Origin of the sequence: Polynucleobacter sp. 15G-AUS-farblos, from assembly GCF_018882445.1 — a bacterium.
In the GTDB taxonomy this organism is placed as follows: Bacteria; Pseudomonadota; Gammaproteobacteria; order Burkholderiales; family Burkholderiaceae; genus Polynucleobacter.
In genome coordinates this window covers 15,257-32,884 of record NZ_JACVOM010000005.1, presented here as the reverse complement: position 1 = coordinate 32,884, position 17,628 = coordinate 15,257, and the positions used below count along the sequence as shown (strand labels likewise).

At 37.6% G+C, this 17,628-nt stretch carries 14 protein-coding genes; 3 read left to right on the top strand and 11 right to left on the bottom strand.

What is annotated here, in order from left to right:
* Positions 1 to 7 precede the first annotated feature (7 nt).
* Positions 8 to 2,113 (top strand): glycosyltransferase family 39 protein, encoded by a 2,106-nt coding sequence (locus tag ICN41_RS08935; protein ID WP_216292577.1) that lies wholly within the window; start codon positions 8 to 10, stop codon positions 2,111 to 2,113.
* The gene (locus ICN41_RS08930) at positions 2,110 to 4,167 is read left to right on the top strand and encodes a hypothetical protein (RefSeq protein WP_216292576.1); all 2,058 of its coding nucleotides are present in this window, start codon (positions 2,110 to 2,112) and stop codon (positions 4,165 to 4,167) included. Before ICN41_RS08935 ends, ICN41_RS08930 begins: the two co-directional genes overlap by 4 nt.
* A 5-nt stretch (positions 4,168 to 4,172) precedes the next feature.
* Here ICN41_RS08930 and ICN41_RS08925 read toward each other — a convergent pair whose 3' ends face one another.
* The 6 genes from ICN41_RS08925 to ICN41_RS08900 are packed head-to-tail and all read right to left on the bottom strand — an operon-like array spanning position 4,173 to position 10,675.
* Positions 4,173 to 5,915 carry a glycosyltransferase family 39 protein gene (locus ICN41_RS08925; protein ID WP_216292575.1) on the bottom strand — a complete coding sequence of 581 codons (1,743 nt, stop codon included), beginning with the start codon at positions 5,913 to 5,915 and terminating at the stop codon, positions 4,173 to 4,175.
* 20 nt (positions 5,916 to 5,935) lie between these two features.
* Positions 5,936 to 6,889 carry a glycosyltransferase family 2 protein gene (locus tag ICN41_RS08920; protein WP_216292574.1) on the bottom strand — a complete coding sequence of 318 codons (954 nt, stop codon included), beginning with the start codon at positions 6,887 to 6,889 and terminating at the stop codon, positions 5,936 to 5,938.
* A 10-nt stretch (positions 6,890 to 6,899) separates the two neighbouring features.
* Positions 6,900 to 7,694, bottom strand: coding sequence for a glycosyltransferase family A protein (locus ICN41_RS08915; RefSeq protein WP_216292573.1), 795 nt, complete (start codon positions 7,692 to 7,694; stop codon positions 6,900 to 6,902).
* Positions 7,695 to 7,702: 8 nt separating this feature from the next.
* On the bottom strand, positions 7,703 to 8,506 hold the full coding sequence (locus ICN41_RS08910; protein ID WP_216292572.1) for a glycosyltransferase family 2 protein: 804 nt from the start codon (positions 8,504 to 8,506) through the stop codon (positions 7,703 to 7,705).
* 41 nt (positions 8,507 to 8,547) lie between these two features.
* A complete protein-coding gene (wecB, locus tag ICN41_RS08905) occupies positions 8,548 to 9,672 on the bottom strand; it encodes a non-hydrolyzing UDP-N-acetylglucosamine 2-epimerase (RefSeq protein ID WP_216292571.1) in 1,125 nt (374 codons plus the stop codon).
* Positions 9,665 to 10,675: a polysaccharide biosynthesis protein gene (locus ICN41_RS08900; protein ID WP_216292570.1), complete on the bottom strand. Its 1,011-nt coding sequence runs from the start codon at positions 10,673 to 10,675 to the stop codon at positions 9,665 to 9,667. The genes wecB and ICN41_RS08900 overlap by 8 nt, the downstream gene beginning before the upstream one ends.
* A 90-nt stretch (positions 10,676 to 10,765) precedes the next feature.
* Here ICN41_RS08900 and ICN41_RS08895 point away from each other — a divergent pair, with 90 nt between their 5' ends.
* Entirely contained in the window at positions 10,766 to 12,337 is a 1,572-nt protein-coding gene (locus tag ICN41_RS08895; protein WP_216292569.1) for a glycosyltransferase, read from the top strand.
* Between the two features lie 9 nt (positions 12,338 to 12,346).
* Here ICN41_RS08895 and ICN41_RS08890 read toward each other — a convergent pair whose 3' ends face one another.
* The 5 genes from ICN41_RS08890 to ICN41_RS08870 all read right to left on the bottom strand — a co-directional run bounded on the left by ICN41_RS08890 (position 12,347) and on the right by ICN41_RS08870 (position 17,616).
* On the bottom strand, positions 12,347 to 13,609 hold the full coding sequence (locus ICN41_RS08890; RefSeq protein ID WP_216292568.1) for a glycosyltransferase: 1,263 nt from the start codon (positions 13,607 to 13,609) through the stop codon (positions 12,347 to 12,349).
* Positions 13,610 to 13,612: 3 nt separating this feature from the next.
* Positions 13,613 to 14,176 carry an acyltransferase gene (locus tag ICN41_RS08885; RefSeq protein WP_216292567.1) on the bottom strand — a complete coding sequence of 188 codons (564 nt, stop codon included), beginning with the start codon at positions 14,174 to 14,176 and terminating at the stop codon, positions 13,613 to 13,615.
* Between the two features lie 3 nt (positions 14,177 to 14,179).
* Entirely contained in the window at positions 14,180 to 15,232 is a 1,053-nt protein-coding gene (locus ICN41_RS08880) for a Gfo/Idh/MocA family oxidoreductase (protein WP_216292758.1), read from the bottom strand.
* A 4-nt stretch (positions 15,233 to 15,236) separates the two neighbouring features.
* Entirely contained in the window at positions 15,237 to 16,544 is a 1,308-nt protein-coding gene (locus ICN41_RS08875; protein WP_216292566.1) for a nucleotide sugar dehydrogenase, read from the bottom strand.
* A 79-nt stretch (positions 16,545 to 16,623) separates the two neighbouring features.
* Positions 16,624 to 17,616: an NAD-dependent epimerase/dehydratase family protein gene (locus ICN41_RS08870; protein ID WP_216292565.1), complete on the bottom strand. Its 993-nt coding sequence runs from the start codon at positions 17,614 to 17,616 to the stop codon at positions 16,624 to 16,626.
* Positions 17,617 to 17,628: the final 12 nt, after the last annotated feature.

Sequence of the window (17,628 nt, the reverse complement as noted above, 5' to 3'; positions counted from 1 at the left end):
TAAGCTAATGAAATTCTCTTTTCACATCTTTAATCAAAAGAAGATAATTGTTCCATTATTCTTTTCTCTATGGATGCTCATTGGAATAGTGGCTCACAATGATTACGGCCTTTCTATGGATGAATCTATAGAAAGGACTACAGGCCTAGTCTCGACCAAGTACTTAGCAAATTCTATCCCATTAAAACCATTAATAGACGATCCAGTAATTTCACAAAAGGAAATTCCAGATCTTCATGATTATGCAGATAAATCATTTGGGCCTTTTTTTGCAATCGTATCGATTTTATTAGAACGTATCTTCAATATTGGCAATGGTATTGACGAAAGAAAAATCTACGAATTCCGCCACTTATTAACTTTTTTATTTTCTTTTTTTGGTGGCGTTGCCATCTATCAACTTGCCGCTCGACGTTTTAAAAACTGGGGCATTGGTTTGCTGGCAGTTCTCCTACTAATCACTAGCCCGCGTTTTTTTGCAGAGTCTTTTTATAACAATAAAGATTTAGTATTTCTATCATTATTTGCGCTAGCTGCTAATGCATCAATTCGCTTTACTCTAAATGTCAATAAATTAAATGCTTTTTGGGCCGCATTATTTACCGCCGCAGCCATAGACACACGAATTGCAGCTATTTTTTTGGTTGGCTTAACATTTTTAGGAATTTCACTTCGCTTACAACAAAGAGAATTGTGTTTCAAAAATATAATCCCCCCTCTACTGTTATACTTTCTAGCCAGTGCTGCATTGGTTGTTTTATTCTGGCCATTGCTCTGGGAGTCACCCATTGCTAACTTTCTGAACACCTTAGGAGGCTTTTCAAGATGGGTACGATCCTCTTTGACCATCCTCTTTATGGGCAAGGAAATTTCATCAACAGCAGTTCCCTGGGAATATATACCCACCTACATTCTAATAACTACGCCACCTCCAATCATCCTCTGCTTTTTAATTGGTGCATATCTCATTCTTAAGAGTCTCTCAACAACAGCCCGTAAAAAAGGGCGACTCTTCTTAAATAGCGATCAAATTCAAGATTTGATTTTCTGTGCAATAGTCTTTATACCCATCCTTAGCGCCATCGCATTAAATTCGGTTGTCTATGATGGTTGGCGCCATCTATATTTTATTTATCCATTTATTCTTTTGGTATCAATATTAGGCATTACTCATTTTTACCAACAAGTTAACATAGCCAGCAAATTAATGAGAAGTGGGTTTTTTATATGTATTTCTCTCTTTATTGCTCATAATATTTTATGGATCAAAAATGCTCACCCATACCAATATTCATATTTTAATTTATTTGCCGGTAAAAATTGGGTTAGTAAATTTGATGTTGACTACTGGGGACTGAGCAACAAAAATGCTCTGCATTATGTACTTAATCGGGATTCAAGAGAGCTCATTAAAATCTATCCTGATTCCTTCATTACCCTTACCGACACACTTCGAATATTTTCGCAGCAGGATCAAAAACGTATTTTAGTAGTTGATAACTTACATGATGCTGACTATATATTTACCAATTATCGCCAAAATGGTAAAACCTCGACTCTACCAGACGCTCAGAAAGAATTTTTAAAAATCTTTGATGTGGTAGTGGATGATGAAATCATCTATTCAGTATTTAAAAAACAAATTCTGATTAATATGCCGCCAGTAACTACAAATAAAAAAATCAACTTTTCCAGAATCGCCATAGTTGAAGCTGCCCATAAAAACATCAAAGAACCTCATCTCTCCGCTACTGGTTGGTCAGAACCGGAAGAATGGGGAGTTTGGTCTAATGAAGAGCATGCCACATTACAAATACCTATTTCTGATGTTAATAATTTACATTCGATATTACTTACTGGTAAGGCTTTTATAACACCCCACACTCCAGAGCAAATAATCCAGATTTATTTAGATAAGAAATTTGTAGCCTCCCAAACTCTCACTCTAGCGAATAGAAACGTAATAAAAATACCAATTGAAAACTTGCCAAAAAATACCAAGACGGTAAATATTGACCTACATTTTCCTAATCGCATCAGCCCTAAATCAATCAATATGGGCCCCGATGAACGGCAATTAGCTTTCGGATTAGAGAGCATCTCCTTTCAATGAGCACCCACATTATGGAAAGTAAATCTGTAAGGCGCCTTCTTTGCATCTTCCCTATATCAATCTTTCTTCTTTTTTTTACCTTAAGTCTATGTGGGCACTATCTTCCATCGATAGACTGGTTCAGGGCAATACCCGGCTATATCGTTGATCCACGTTTAAATAGTGTATTTCTTGAACACCTATATGGCTGGGTTACAGGGCGCTGGCCTGAATTATGGAGCCCTATATTTTATTATCCCTTCCAAAATGTCTTGGGATTTAGTGATAACCATTTTGGCTCTGGAATTATCTATATTCTTTTTCGATTTTTTGATTTAAATCGTGAAATGGCTATGAGCGCCTGGATTCTAGCAGGAGGCATACTGAATTTTTTATGTTGTTTTTGGGTTCTTAAGAAGTTAGATTTTCATATTTTTGCAGCCAGCGCCGGAGCTTTTGTATTTGCATCCGCCCTTCCTGCCCTAAGCGCCCCCGATCATGCTCAGTTGATTTATCGATTTGCCACTCCATTGGCATTTTATTATTTTTGGCAAATTATTAATGATGGGAATATTCAAAAAGTTGGATGGTTTTTCCTATGGATTGCAGAGCAATTTTATTGCTCAATATATCTTGGGGTTTTTCTAATCTATTTATTGATTATTTTTTTCTTTATTTATCGGTTCATTGCACAAAAAAATATTTTAAAACCACTGCTTAATAGTTGGAATTCTTTAAGCATTTCGCACAAAGTCTTAACTATTTCCTTTGTCTTTATTGGCATCTTTTTTACTTGCATCTTGCTTTACAAATACCATGAAATTTCTAGCGCGTATCAACTTCGTTGGTCACGTCAAGAAATTGAAGCCAATTTTCCCCGATTCACAAGTTACTTTTGGTTTGGGCATTCATTCTTAGGCCTTGGATTAATATTCGTTTACATTGTCTCTAGCGTTCTTATTTGGGGCAAGCTAGTTGATAGAGCGCACTTACTTCTTGGTAAGGTAGCCAGCATCTCATTTATAGCGCTATTACTCATGGTTATTAAGATTGGAGATGTATCTTTCTACCATCTTATTCTTAATATCCCCGGCATAAGCGCACTAAGAGGGATGTATCGCATTGTCATTATCGACTTACTTTTAGGGGCTATCTTAGTTTCTATTTTTTGTGAATTCATCTACCTCAGAATTAAAAATTACAATCGTTTTTTCTATCTCCTCTGCATATTGCTTGTAGCTTTTTTATTGGCATGGGAAACAGTAAAAAGTCCATCCTTGAAATATCACTCCTCACATGATTCCTGGCAGAAAAGAATTGCCAGCCTCAAAAGGCTAATGCCAGAATCTCCAGTTGATTCAACAAAAACTCTCAATGTAAATCAACTTTTTTTAACAGAAAATGCATTATCAGAGATTGATGCAATGATCCTCTCGCAAGATTTAGGTATTCCCACTTTAAATGGCTTTTCTGGCCACTCTGTGCCTGGATATATTCACAATCCTTGTTATTCGGCAGAAGATAAATTGGAAGCTTTTGTGAAATATAATCCTGCCTTGCGCCAAAGGGCTGACTCCATTAGGGAAAGCCTCATCCAAATCAACGCCAACGAATTGCTTCCGCCAGAGTCAATCGATCAGAGCATTAAGATTGGTGAATTAATGTCTTTTGCCCAATTCGCAGACAATAAACACATCTACTGGCCGCCGTTAAGCTGCGGATGGTCTACTCCCGAATCTTGGGGCACCTGGTCCAATGGCCAGAAGTCAAAAATAGTTCTGCCCTTGCCAAAGGAAACCCCAAAAATACTGAATCTTCAGATAAACCCGCTTATTAGCAAAATACATCCCAAGCAAGAATTTACCGTCAATATCAATGGAATTGCAGCTGGTCAATTTAAGCTTACAAAACCGGGAATACAGGAACTATCAATATCTATCCCGTCAAAAGCCTTAGTACCTGGATTTATCGAGATTGACTTTTTTTATGATGATGCTATAGCGCCAAACATAATCGGCTTAGGGGCTGATGAGCGAATATTGGCAATTGGACTTATTTCAGCTCAATACAGATAGCGCCGTTACTGAAAGCTTGCAGAGATTAGGCCCAAAGCAATCACTCTTGCATCATTTGATTGGGCATCAATCTTATTGGGGCTAACTGCATTTTGGTATTTAAATTTAACTTTAATTGCTTTTTTCTGCTTGTCGCTATCAGATAGATCTATCGCTAGATGGTAGTCCTGACCCTTGTTTAAATAAAGTGTTGTATACAATCTTTGATTAACAAAAACCTCAATAGTTTGCTCTGGGTTCCGTAAGCTTATAAATGGCTTTATAAAGATATTGAAGGAATGTATTGCATTTACATCTACAGGCAGAGGCACTTCAATTGATGAGCTCGCCCCTCTAGACCATAGCCCCCACATCTCCTGCATTTGCCATGAATCCCTTAGAAAAGCAGTTCCATTGCCATTTAGGCCAAAATTGATCGACTTACCTATAACAGTGGGTGAAAAAGTACGAATGTTTTTTTCTTGCCGAATATCATCGCAGGATGACCCATTTTCAATACGTCTATAGGCATCTGCAATAGGCTCACGCTCGGCCCGTGGTTGCAGTTCAAATGCTTTTTCTGCAAGTTTAGGATAGTACTCAAAGTAATGAATTAAATAAAAAAGGCAAAAAATTGCAGCAGTACCAAATACCGCCCATTCAATTTTTTTACTTTTGAATACATTAAGCCAATAATTAATTGAAATACCAACCAAAAGTGCAAAAAATGGCCATGCAGTAATCGATCTAAGGGCATGTGGAATTCCATCTCGAGTCAAGGCTGCAGGAATCATCCCTGCCAAGATGCCGACTAGCGCAATTTTAAATAGATATTTTTGTGAATCAGTAAGGTTGCCATTATTTAATTTCGCAATAGATACCAAAGGTATAGCTAGTGCACCGAGTATGCCAAGTGCATCATACCAACTCAACATGCCTGAAAAATGAGAAGAGTGTCTTAAATTGATATCTCCAGATGCAAATAGAAAATTGAAGGAAAAATGCTCTAAATATTGATTAAGAAAAAGTTGCCCAAACTCTATCAAAGAATAATGTGCATAAGGATTATCAAAAGCACTACTCCATATGGCAACAGTATTGGCTCGCTCCATAAATTGAGGATTTCTCATATATATTGCCAATGGGATACAAAGCATCACCGTTAAAGAACCCAGCGCAATTTTTCTTTGCAATGAAATTCCCGGTAAAAAAAGTAACACTAGAGGTGCAGCGATCCTTGTAGGGGAATATGAGTACAAGGCCAGTGAAAGCGCTAATGGGCTTAACCAAAATACTTTGGAAATATTTACCATCCATATAAAAGCCACCAAGAAAAAGGCTGCTAATGGAGGATCCCATGCAATACGTGACAACTGAAATGACCACGGCATGATTGCTGCCGATAAGGCTACCCATAGCCCAGCTTTAAGGCCTATCTTAATGCGGGTGAGATCAAACAAGAGACAAATTGTAAGGGCATTAATTACTGCACTAAATGATCTAAATCCAGCAATTGAGTTTCCGACTAGATGGCTCCATAAATATTGGCCATATAAATATACGGGGGTATAAAAACCTGCTTCTTCGAAGGCCGCTGAAAAAAGCGGCCAAGACTGGCCATGAAAATCTTTCCCATCTTGAATTAAGCAAAGAATATTAGAGGCACCTGCAGCCTCATCTAAAAAAAATCCGGGAGGAGATAATTCTAACCCCAAAAAACGGATGACTACTATCAGAAAAATAAATAAAGCAAGAATCCAGCTTGGCATTGGATAAATTCTTAAGTAGCTTACTGAGCTCTGTGGTGAATAGGGCGACGAGGAACAGAGGCAATATCAAATGCCAGAAAAGCCAATATTAATTGGGTGCCGAATAAGACAGCAATTGTGGAAATAACCACCGTACCCACAGGAGTCGTAAGGCCTTGATGACCGTATTGATACCAATTTGATCCACCATATATTAAGCCAAAAAGTAAGGCAACTATACCTATAGGCAGCTCTACAGAAGCCAAAGACATATCACGTAAATAATAGTTATAAAAAATTCTTTTAAAGAAATTTCTGACGTGACATACAAGAAATTCCCCAAAAACTGATGTAATTTTAAGATTACTTACCTCGTCGCCGTATTTAGCATCCATTGGGATATCCACTACCTGAGCTTTCAGGATGTTTAGTCGAAATAACATGTCTGTCTCGAAAAAATATCTTGAGTGGACTTTATTAAAGGCAATTCTTTTCACTAAATCTCGATGAATAGCCGTATATCCATTGGTAGGATCAAAAATATTCCAATAGCCAGAAGAAATTTTATTCATAAAAGAGAGAATTGAATTTCCTATAAGTCTGACTTTGGGCATACGATTTAAATGCTCTAAATCATAAAAACGATTGCCCTTAGTGTAATCAGCTTTTCTTGCAGCAATAGGCTCTACGAACTCACTAATCAGCTTTGGATCCATTTGCCCATCGCCATCAATCTTTACAAAAATTTCCCAGCCGTCAGCTAAGGCTGCAAAGTATCCCTCTTTTACAGCACCGCCCACTCCTTGATTCTCCGAGAGGATAATCACTTTAATACGATCATCCTGAATATTTTCGAGAACAAATATACCAGTCTGCTCTGGGCAAGCATCATCGACTACGTAGATCTGGGAGACCTCATTTCCTATACCACGCAATACGGTAAGTATTTGATTTCGAACCTTATAACAAGGCACTATCACCGCAATTGAACTCATTAATATATCCCTACTTATATCCAAACTGATAAATCATCATTAACAATTTTGCAAAACTTTTTGGCCATAAACCCTCAAATATCAGCAGATCTTCATTAGATCTACGTTGATCAACTATTGCATTTTGAGTTTCAGCAGAATCATGAATGCGATGGACCACTAAAGAAGATGGTATGTATCCAATTTTAACCCCTCTCTTAGCTATAGATAGCCATGCTGCCCAATCTAAATTAACCGAATATTGCCCTGAAAATTCAAAGCCTACCAATCGAGAGCTGTTAAAAATTACAGTAGGGCATGGAATAGAGCACCCAAAACCCAATAGAAATCGATAACGCATCTTAGTGTTCACGGTAGCCGCTCCAAAAAATGCCAACCTTCGAAGCAACTTCTTAACTATTTCTCGCTTGCTATTGAAATGGGTTTTACCTTGAATTAACTCCGCACAATCAGTAAAGACTATACCTACATCAGAATGGGCCCTAAAAAAACTAGTAACTCTCTTCGAGAATTGAGTCTCATATAAATCATCTTGATGAGCAATAACAATCAAATCAAATTTTGCATCTTTTTGCTTTAATGCAAAATTCCAATCATTAGCTATTCCATTTTTATGAGGATTAACATTTATTTTAAGCCCATACTTAAAAGCCAGTTGATCTAAAAATGTGCTTGGTGTAGATGTAGCTATAGATATCTGATCTGCTAGCGCCTGAGATAGAAGTGTTTTAATACACTCTTCTATATAAGGAGAATCCCCATAGGCTGGAATAACAAATTGTATTTTTATAGATTTTTTATTCACAATGAAAATTAGTGATTTTTATGTATGAAACTTAAATAAATTCGGCGCAGAAACTTTACACATGAATAGATTAGCAATAAAGGCAAAATCAAAAAAAATATTGGGCGAATTTTACAAAGAGCAATATAAGTCTTTATTTCCCCCCATTCCATTTTCCATAAATGGGAGCTTAATCCGGATGCCCCAAATGGAGCCTTATAAATACATGCTAACGGGGCTTCAATTCGCGAAATAACTCCCTTATTGGCTGCGATGGTCAACCACATACGGTAATCCTCCATATACCGCTGTGAGGACTCAAATCGGAGGGGGTAATTAGCACGAATCATGACTGATGGGGTAATAAATTGATTTACTACTAGCATTCTTGCCAAGGAAATACCAATTTGCATTACTTCAGAAAATCGTATATCTAGATTCCAGTTTGGTTGGGATTGGGCCACAAAGTATTGATGGCCTGAAATATCCACGCTGGGGTGATCTTGCATATATTGATATTGAAATGCTAATTTGTATGGATGCCATGAATCATCCGCATCAAGAAACGCGATATATTCACCTTTAGCATGATTCCAACCTTGATTTCTTGCTTCCGAGGCGCCCATATTGCTTGATAACTCAATCACTAAAATCTTGAGCAGGGGGAATTTATCCTTGAGGTTTTCTAATAATTTCTGCAATTCACTACCACCGCCATCATTAACAATGATCACCTCACACGGCAATATAGTTTGAGCCGCAACTGAATCAAGCGCCCTACGAAGCTGATTAATATGGCAGTAAAATGGGATGACTACGCTAACTGGGATCATGATTACTCGCAGTAAGCCCTAGATATTTTTGCAAAAAAACTCTAATGAGAATTCTTACGCCAAACGGTTTGATTAATGTAGTTTGTGTAACTCAAAACAATTCGCAATATCTTAGATGAGACATCAAAAGATTCATAATCTGGTACCTTAGCCAGAACTTCAGAATTTGCATTAGTTACGGCTCGAACCGCCATCAAAACAGAATCAGGCTTCAGTCCTGACATAACTAAAACGCCCGCATCCATTCCCTCAGGCCGCTCATGAACCTCTCTAATTGTCACCGCAGGAAATTTTAGTAGTGAACTTTCTTCGGTAATGGTTCCACTGTCAGAAAGTACACAGAAAGCATTTAATTGCAGTTGAATGTAATCGAAAAAACCAAATGGTTTGGAAAAGTTAATTAAAGGGTCCATCTGAATACCATCAACCATCTCAAGACGCTTACTAGTCCTTGGGTGGGTTGAAACAATGATTGGAAGCTTGTATTTAACCGCTAATAAATTAAGACTTTCCAAGATATTTCTTAAATTATGCTCAGAATCCACATTTTCTTCGCGATGCATACTTACCAAGAAATATTGCTTTGGATTTAGCTCTAAAGTAGTAAGAATTTTTGAGTGTTTAATGTCATCTCCGTAAAACTCAAGCACTTCAGATAGATGAGATCCCGTCTTAATGATAGATTCAGGTGACACCCCTTCGCGCACCAAATATCGGCGCGCATGCTCAGAAAGAACCAGATTTATATCGCTAAGATGATCAACTATTTTGCGATTTAACTCTTCTGGAACGCGCTGATCAAAGCATCGATTGCCAGCCTCCATATGAAATACTGGGATTTTGAGCCTTTTGGCAGAAATCACCGCTAGACAGGAATTTGTATCCCCATATAAAAGCAGGGCATCTGGCTTTTCTTTGCGCATGATGTCATCAGATTTAGTAATGACCTGCCCAATTGTTTCTGCAGCTGTTGAGCCTACTGCATTGAGAAAAAAGTCAGGCTTTCTGATTCTAAGGTCGTTAAAGAAAATTTCATTTAATTCATAATCATAATTTTGTCCAGTATGGACTAAGACATGATTTGTAAACTCATCAAACTTGGCAATGACACGAGACATTTTTATGAGCTCGGGACGAGTGCCTACAATTGTCATAACCTTAAGCATTAAATTGCCCCTGAATATCCTTAAGATTCAATAGCAATCGTTTAACGCCTGAAACATCTAATCTTTCAGCGTTATGGGACGTGTAGTCTTCGGTATTTGAAATTGCGACCTCACCACTGCTAAAAAACTTTGAGTAATTTAAATCACGATTATCAGCAGGAATCCGATAATATCTTCCCAGGTCAATTGCATGAGCCATCTCTTCTCTAGAAATAAGTGATTCATAGAGCTTCTCACCATGTCGAGTACCAATGATATTTACAGGCACATCAACCCGCATCAACTCTTTGAGGGCTGTAGCGAGATCAGCCACAGTCGAAGCAGGCGCCTTTTGCACAAAAATGTCGCCGGGCTCTCCATGCTCAAAGGCATACAACACCAAATCCACCGAGTCCTCTAATGACATTAAAAAACGTGTCATATTTGGATCGGTAACTGTAAGGGCTTGACCGCGCTTTAATTGATCAATAAATAAGGGTATAACGGAACCTCGGGAAGCCATGACATTTCCATACCTAGTAGCACATAATATGGTTTGTCTTTCACCCCTAACTCGAGACTTTGCTACAACCAACTTTTCTGCCATAGCCTTAGAAATACCCATGGCATTAATGGGATAAACAGCTTTATCGGTACTAAGAACAATTACCTTCGACACTTGGTTCAAAATGGCAGCATTTAATACATTTTCAGTGCCAAGAACATTTGTCCTTACGGCCTCCATCGGATAGAATTCACAGGAGGGAACCTGCTTCAAAGCGGCGGCGTGGAATATGTAATCAACGCCCCTGGTTGCATCTTCGATACTTTGGCGTTCTCGAACATCCCCAATGTAAAACTTTACTTTTGGATTATTAATAGCAAGCCGCATTTCCTCTTGCTTCTTCTCATCGCGACTAAAGATTCGGATTTCTTTTACATCAGTTTTCAAAAAACGACTTAAGACAGTATTACCAAAAGATCCGGTCCCTCCAGTAATAAGTAATATTTTATTTTTAAACATATTTTGACTCTATAATCAGTAAGGCAATTAAATATATTTGGTCATTTTACACCCTAAGTTTATTCAAAATCGTGCAATAAACCGATATACATGCAGCCATTTAACCCTAAAGTCACAATCATCATACCCGTATTTAATGGGGCTAACTTTTTACGGGAAGCCATTGATAGCGCCCTTAGTCAAACTTATAAAAATACAGAGATAATTGTCGTCAATGATGGATCAGATGACCACAATCAAACTGAAAATATAGCACTTTCTTATGCAAATAAGATCATATATATTAAAAAGCAGAATGGCGGAGTAGCCTCCGCATTAAATGAGGGCATCAGACAAATGACAGGAGAATACTTCTCCTGGCTAAGTCATGATGATCTTTATAAACAAGAAAAAATCTTGGATCAAGTTAATGCGTTGGTTTCCATGAGCGAATCTCAGCGCAATAAATCAATTATTTATTCTAATTTTTCAGTATTCGATGAGCAGCAATGTAAGGAGATTACCCTCAAAAAAGTTGACTATTCATTTAGGCTTTGGCTGACCTTAGAAAATTCTTTGCACGGCTGTACCCTTTTAATTCCAAAAAAGGCTTTTGAAAAATATGGGAATTTTAATGAGGTTCTAAAAACCACCCAAGACTACGACATGTGGTTTAGGCTGGCCGAGACTTATAATTTTTACCTCGTTCAGGATTCGCTTGTTAAGGCAAGATCACATTCAGAGCAAGGATCTCGAAAGATACCGCTAATAGTACTTGAAGAATGCGATAACCTAATTTCTAATTTTTTATCTCAATTATCAATTGATGATATCAAAAGCAATAAAAATCTGCTTCAATCAGTGGTTTATCTAAAACTTATATCAAGCATGCATCGTCGGAATTTCATCAACTCTCGAAATCTTTCTATCCGCTTATTTATCACATATTTAAGCACCAAGTCCAAAAAAATTATGACAAAAATTTTCCAAAATATTTTAAATATATTTAAACCAAAGAATACAAGCAGTGAGCCTAGTATCGAAAGTGCTAGTTATCAGGATATAAACAATCTTTCTTTACGAGATAAATTTACCAAGGTTTATAAAGAAAATATTTTTGAAGGAAGGCTATCCAAATCAGGGGAGGGTTCAGACTTAATACAAACCTTCAAAATCAGAGAGTCTTTGCCAAAAGTGTTAAGCAGCCTAAACGTTAAAACTATTATTGATGCACCATGTGGAGATTGGTTTTGGATGAAGGAAGTAAATCTTGATATGGTCGATTATATTGGGATTGATATAGTTCCAGATCTAATTGAGAGGAATACTAATCAATTTCAAAAGTCAAATATTCGATTTCAATGCCTAGATATTGCCAACGAAAATCTACCAAGCTCAGATTTAATATTTTGCAGGGACTGCCTTGTTCACCTATCCTATGATGACGCCAAAAAAATTATTTCTAATTTTAAGAAATCTGGTGCAAAGTATCTTTTAACCACTTCATTTGTAGAAAGAAATTCGAACAAGGATCTTGGGTCTGGATTCTGGAGGCCATTAAATCTTGAGCTCAAGCCTTTCAATTTCCCAAAACCAATTTTAAAAATCAATGAGAACTGTACTGAAGCAGCTGGAAAATTTTCCGATAAATCTCTTTGCTTGTGGTCGCTTCAAGATATCTAGCTTTTGTTATCAATCTAGGATTTCATGATATAGAGTTAATACTTTTTTTCGATTTTTTTCTATATCAGCTCTTTCTTGAATAATATTCCAATTGATATCTGCCGCACCACTAACCAGTAGATCATCTTTAATTGCAACCCTCAATTTACTTACAATATCTGGAAAGTCATCCAGAGTCACGCTGAACCCCCCTTTACCGCTCTCAAACCACTCCTCACAACATGATGTATTGGTTTGTATGGGGAAAGCGCCCAAAGCCATTGCTTCTATCATTGATATGCTGATTCCGTCCGAAAGCCCCAATCCCATATATATTCTCGCCCTTCCAAACAACTCAAGGATTTTATCTGGACTACATTTATCGAGTGACCGAATATTAATACAGGTGGTTTTTTGCAAAATTTTTATAAAATCTGTTGTCTCATGGGAGCAAGAGTAAACAACTACCTCATAACCAAGCAACTCTTTCTCACATGCCTGAATTGCCTTCAAAGCGGTAATTGCTTTACCTGTAAAGTTTTCATATCCTTTGATGGCAATAACTCTTCGTTCTGATGTGGGAGTGTATGAACGCTTTACAGAAATAGAGCGCAGGTCAAATCCACCTACATTTGGGATAGCTGGAAAAGTTGGTCCGGAGTAGCCGAGATTTTCTGCAAGCGTAATATCTCGCTTACATTCACAGAGATAATAGTCAATAGAGTTAAGTAATTTTTTTAATATTGGTACATGAGTATTTATCTTTTGATAATAATAAATATCACTCCCCCAATTCGTAGCTGCCCATTTTGGGAAAACTCCATTAAAACTACTTTTTGCATCTAATACAACATAACTGCAATTTTGAAACTCTAAGGAATGTACTAAATCCGGCCTTATCTTAGTAATAATCTTATTTAGACGCTTTTGACCATAATAAACACTCCTATATGAGTATTTAAATCCAAAAAAACTTAACTCAAGGCTATCTATCGCCATCAAAAAGAAATCAATCCCCATCATCAGTAAAACAAATGGCACCCTCAAGAATTTTTTAATCTGCGCTAATTTATTACCTGAAATTCTATCTACTATATTTTGACAGCAGCCTCTAAGATAGTGACATGCTCGTATTAGATTCGATTGGTGAATCCTAATTTTTTTTAATGATTCATGCGGCTTGTATGGACTATTAGGAAAGAGTTCGACCTCATAATCAGATCCCTCAAGTTGATTTATCCATCTCATAGCATGGGGGCTATTCTGCATTGCAACAAAAAGAATCTTTTTCATCACTCAAACAAAATCTTCAATACATGCTTGCTCTGATACAGAGTAAATCATTCCGCAAGGACATTTCACCATTGCCCCCAAATTTAATTTAAGTCCACATTTACACATCCACCCCTGCTGTTTGGCTGGAACTCCGACCATTAGCGCATGAGGCTTAACATCGCGAGTAATAACTGCTCCCGCCCCAATAAATGCGTGCGCGCCAATTACTACGCCACAGACAATTGTTGAGTTTGCCCCTAAAGTAGCGCCATGGCGAACAATCGTCTTGCGGTACTCATTTTTTCTGGGAAAAGCTGATCTTGGATTAAATACGTTTGTAAAAACTGTACTGGGCCCACAAAATACATCATCCTCCAAAATTACTGAGTCGTAGACTGATACATTATTTTGTATTTTTACGTTGTCTCCTATTTTGACATCGTTAGCAATAAATACATTTTGGCCAAGAGAGCAATTCTCTCCAATAACCGCTCCTGAGCAAACATGACTCCAATGCCAAATAGTAGAACCATACCCAATTTGAGCGCCAGTATCAACCAAGGCTGTTTCGTGTATAAAAGTCATATATTAATTATTTAGTGGTAGCGATATTTTCCTGCCATCTCTTGAGGCTAAATAGGTTGCAACTAATAACTCAAGAGACCTCAAACCCTCTCTTCCATCGGTTTGCGGCTCTGATGTACCCCTCAATACCTCTATGACGTTTTTATAGTAAAGAGTATGCCCGTGCCCATAAACGGATGTAGTTTCATAGCTTGCTGATTTGATAAGCTTATCTTCTTCGCTAGAGTCAAGAAAGTCCCAGTGCTCCACCTTATTTACTGCAACACCACCAAGCCTAACGGAGCCCTTTTCACCTAGGATGGTGATACTTCCCTCTAAATTTTTGGGGTAAGTAAGCATGGTGACATTCATTGAACCTATGGCACCAGAACGCCACTTGATGGCCATTACGCCAGTATCCTCAACTTCAATATTTCTTGCCAAAGTTGAGGTATATGACTGCACACTCTCAACCGGGCCAATTAACCAATCTAATAAATCAACATAGTGGCTAGCTTGATTCATAAAAGCGCCCCCATCAAACTCCCAAGTGCCGCGCCATTTTGCGCTATCGTAATACTCTTGCGGGCGAGACCAAAACACATTGGAAACAACCATGTAAATTTTTCCAAATCGATCCGAATCTAATGCATTTTTTAACAATTTTAAGGTTGTATTATTTCTATTCTGCTTGACAACAAAAAGTCTTACGCCAGAATCATCGCAGGCCTTAACCATTTCAACACCATCTATCCAACGTGTAGCCATTGGCTTTTCTGTCACAACATGAAAGCCATGCCTCGCAGCTAAGATTGCTTGTTTAGCATGTATTCCACTTGGGGTCATTAGCACTACAACATCAAATCCTCCAGCCTCCAGCATTTCCTCATAGCTAGAATAGTGCGCCGCTTTTAAACGAGTTCCTACCTTTTCAGAAATTGGCCTATTAATATCACATACTGCTGTAATTTCAGATTCATCTGGATAATTCAATATTGCTTCTATGTGATTATTAGAAATTCTTCCGCAGCCTACTAAAGCAAACCGTATCTTTTTCTCTTGGGGAATTTTTGTGATCACTTTATGCCTTAATTATATGAGGTGCATTTCCTGAAAAGCGACCGCGAGTATCAATTATCAAAGAAGATTCTTTTTCTATAAATTGATAGTCAAACTTATCGTGGTCGGTTGCCAATAAAACACAATCAATCTGATGCAATAAATCAGCCGTTAACTCTTCGCTATTTAGCTGAAAAGTATGTTCACGCATTTTAGGAAAAGATGGTATGTGAGGGTCGCTATAGCAAATTTGAGCCCCCAAGTTGCGTAATTTTTCCATCAGCTCAATTGATGGTGATTCACGCATATCATCAACATTTTTTTTGTAAGCCAAGCCTAATACTAAAATTTTACTGCCCATTACTGATTTTTTTTGCCCGTTTAAGGCAGAAATAAGCTTAGAAATTACATAATCTGGCATTTGAGAATTAACTTCACCAGCAAGCTCAATAAACTTTGTATGAACACCAAATTCTCTTGCCTTCCACGTTAGATAAAATGGGTCAATAGGAATGCAATGTCCACCTAATCCAGGGCCTGGAAAATATGGTACAAATCCAAAAGGCTTTGTAGCCGCAGCACGGATTACCTCATGAATATCAATTCCCATTTTATCGGCAACAATCTTCATTTCATTAACTAAGCCAATATTAACTGCGCGATGAATATTCTCGAGCAACTTAGTTAGCTCAGCCGCACGTGTCGAACTAACGGGAATCATTTTGTCTATCACCCCAGAATATAGCTCTATTCCAACCTCTAGACATGATGGTGTAAAGCCTCCGCAAACTTTTGGTATCGATCGTGTCGAATATTGCTTATTTCCAGGATCTTCTCGTTCAGGCGAATAAACCAGAAAAAAATTATTCCCTACGTCCAGGCCCGCATCTTTTATTCGTGGGAATAATTCTTCATCTGTAGTTCCTGGATAAGTTGTACTCTCGAGTGATAAAACTTGACCAGACCTTAAATATGGCGCTATAGCCTCAATAGTTTTTATAATAAATGAAAGATCAGGCTCTCGATATTTATTTAGAGGTGTTGGTACGCACAAGATAATTGCATCAACCTGATCAATTCTCGAAAAGTCTACCGTGGCTTCAAAAAGAGAGTCAGATCTCACATTCTGAATAAGTGAACTTGGGATATGCTCAATGTAACTCTCTCCCGAATTCAAAATATCAACCTTCTCTGAATCTATATCAAAACCTAATACCTGATACCCGACCTCGCAATAACGAATCATCAATGGCAACCCAACATAGCCAAGCCCTATGATTCCAATCTTGGCTTTCTTGGAATTTATTTTTTCAATTAATTTTTTTTTCATTTTTGAATAGTGTAATTTTTAAATAGTTTTGCCTAATGAGTTTTTTGGCATTAATCAGATCACTCAATTATCGATCAATCTACTTATTTTTTAAAGTTAATCTAATAGTCTTCTCAAGTCCTTGTTTAAGCCTGAATAGCGGAATATAACCAAGCAAACTCTGTATTTTAGAAATATCAGCTTGTGAGTGCCTGATATCGCCAGATCTAAACTCTTTATATTCAGGCAATATAGATATCTCAATCTTTAATTCTTGCGCAAGAATACTTCTAATAAGCTCAAATAATTGATTTAGAGTAGTACGATCGCCAGCTGCTACGTTATAAACTTGATTCAAAGCCAACTCTGAAGATGCAGTTGCAGCTAATAGATTTGCGCTTACCACATTCTCTACGTAGCAAAAATCACGACTTGTTTCGCCGTCACCGTTAATATAAACACTTTTTGAATTCATAATGGCGTCTATCCAACGTGGAATGACTGCAGAGTACGAGCCAGCGGGATCCTGCAAGAACCCAAACACATTAAAATATCTCAAGCCAATACAATCCAGCCCATAGACTTTATTGAATACATCAGCATATAGCTCGTTAACGTATTTAGTAATTGCGTAAGGAGATAATGGCCTACCAATTACATTTTCAATTTTTGGTAAGGCTAAGTGATCGCCGTAAGTTGAGCTAGAGGCTGCATAAATAAATCTTTCAACTCCAGCATCCCGTGCTGCAACTAGCATATTCAAGAAACCATCTATATTGACATGGTTGGTAGCAGCTGGATTCTCAATAGAGCGTGGAACCGACCCCAATGCTGCCTGGTGAAGAACATAACTAACACCCTTACACGCAAGACTGCAATCTACGGGATTGGTTATATCGCCCTCAATAATTGTAAAACGCTTCCACTGCTCACTGGAAACAGTCGATTGAATATAGTCTAAATTTTTTCTGAAGCCAGTTGAGAAATTATCTAACCCAATTACAACTTCGTTATTAGTTAATAACTCTTTCAGAATATTGCTACCAATGAAGCCAGCAACACCTGTTATTAGCCATTTTTTTTCTTTAAGCATAATTGCGATTAT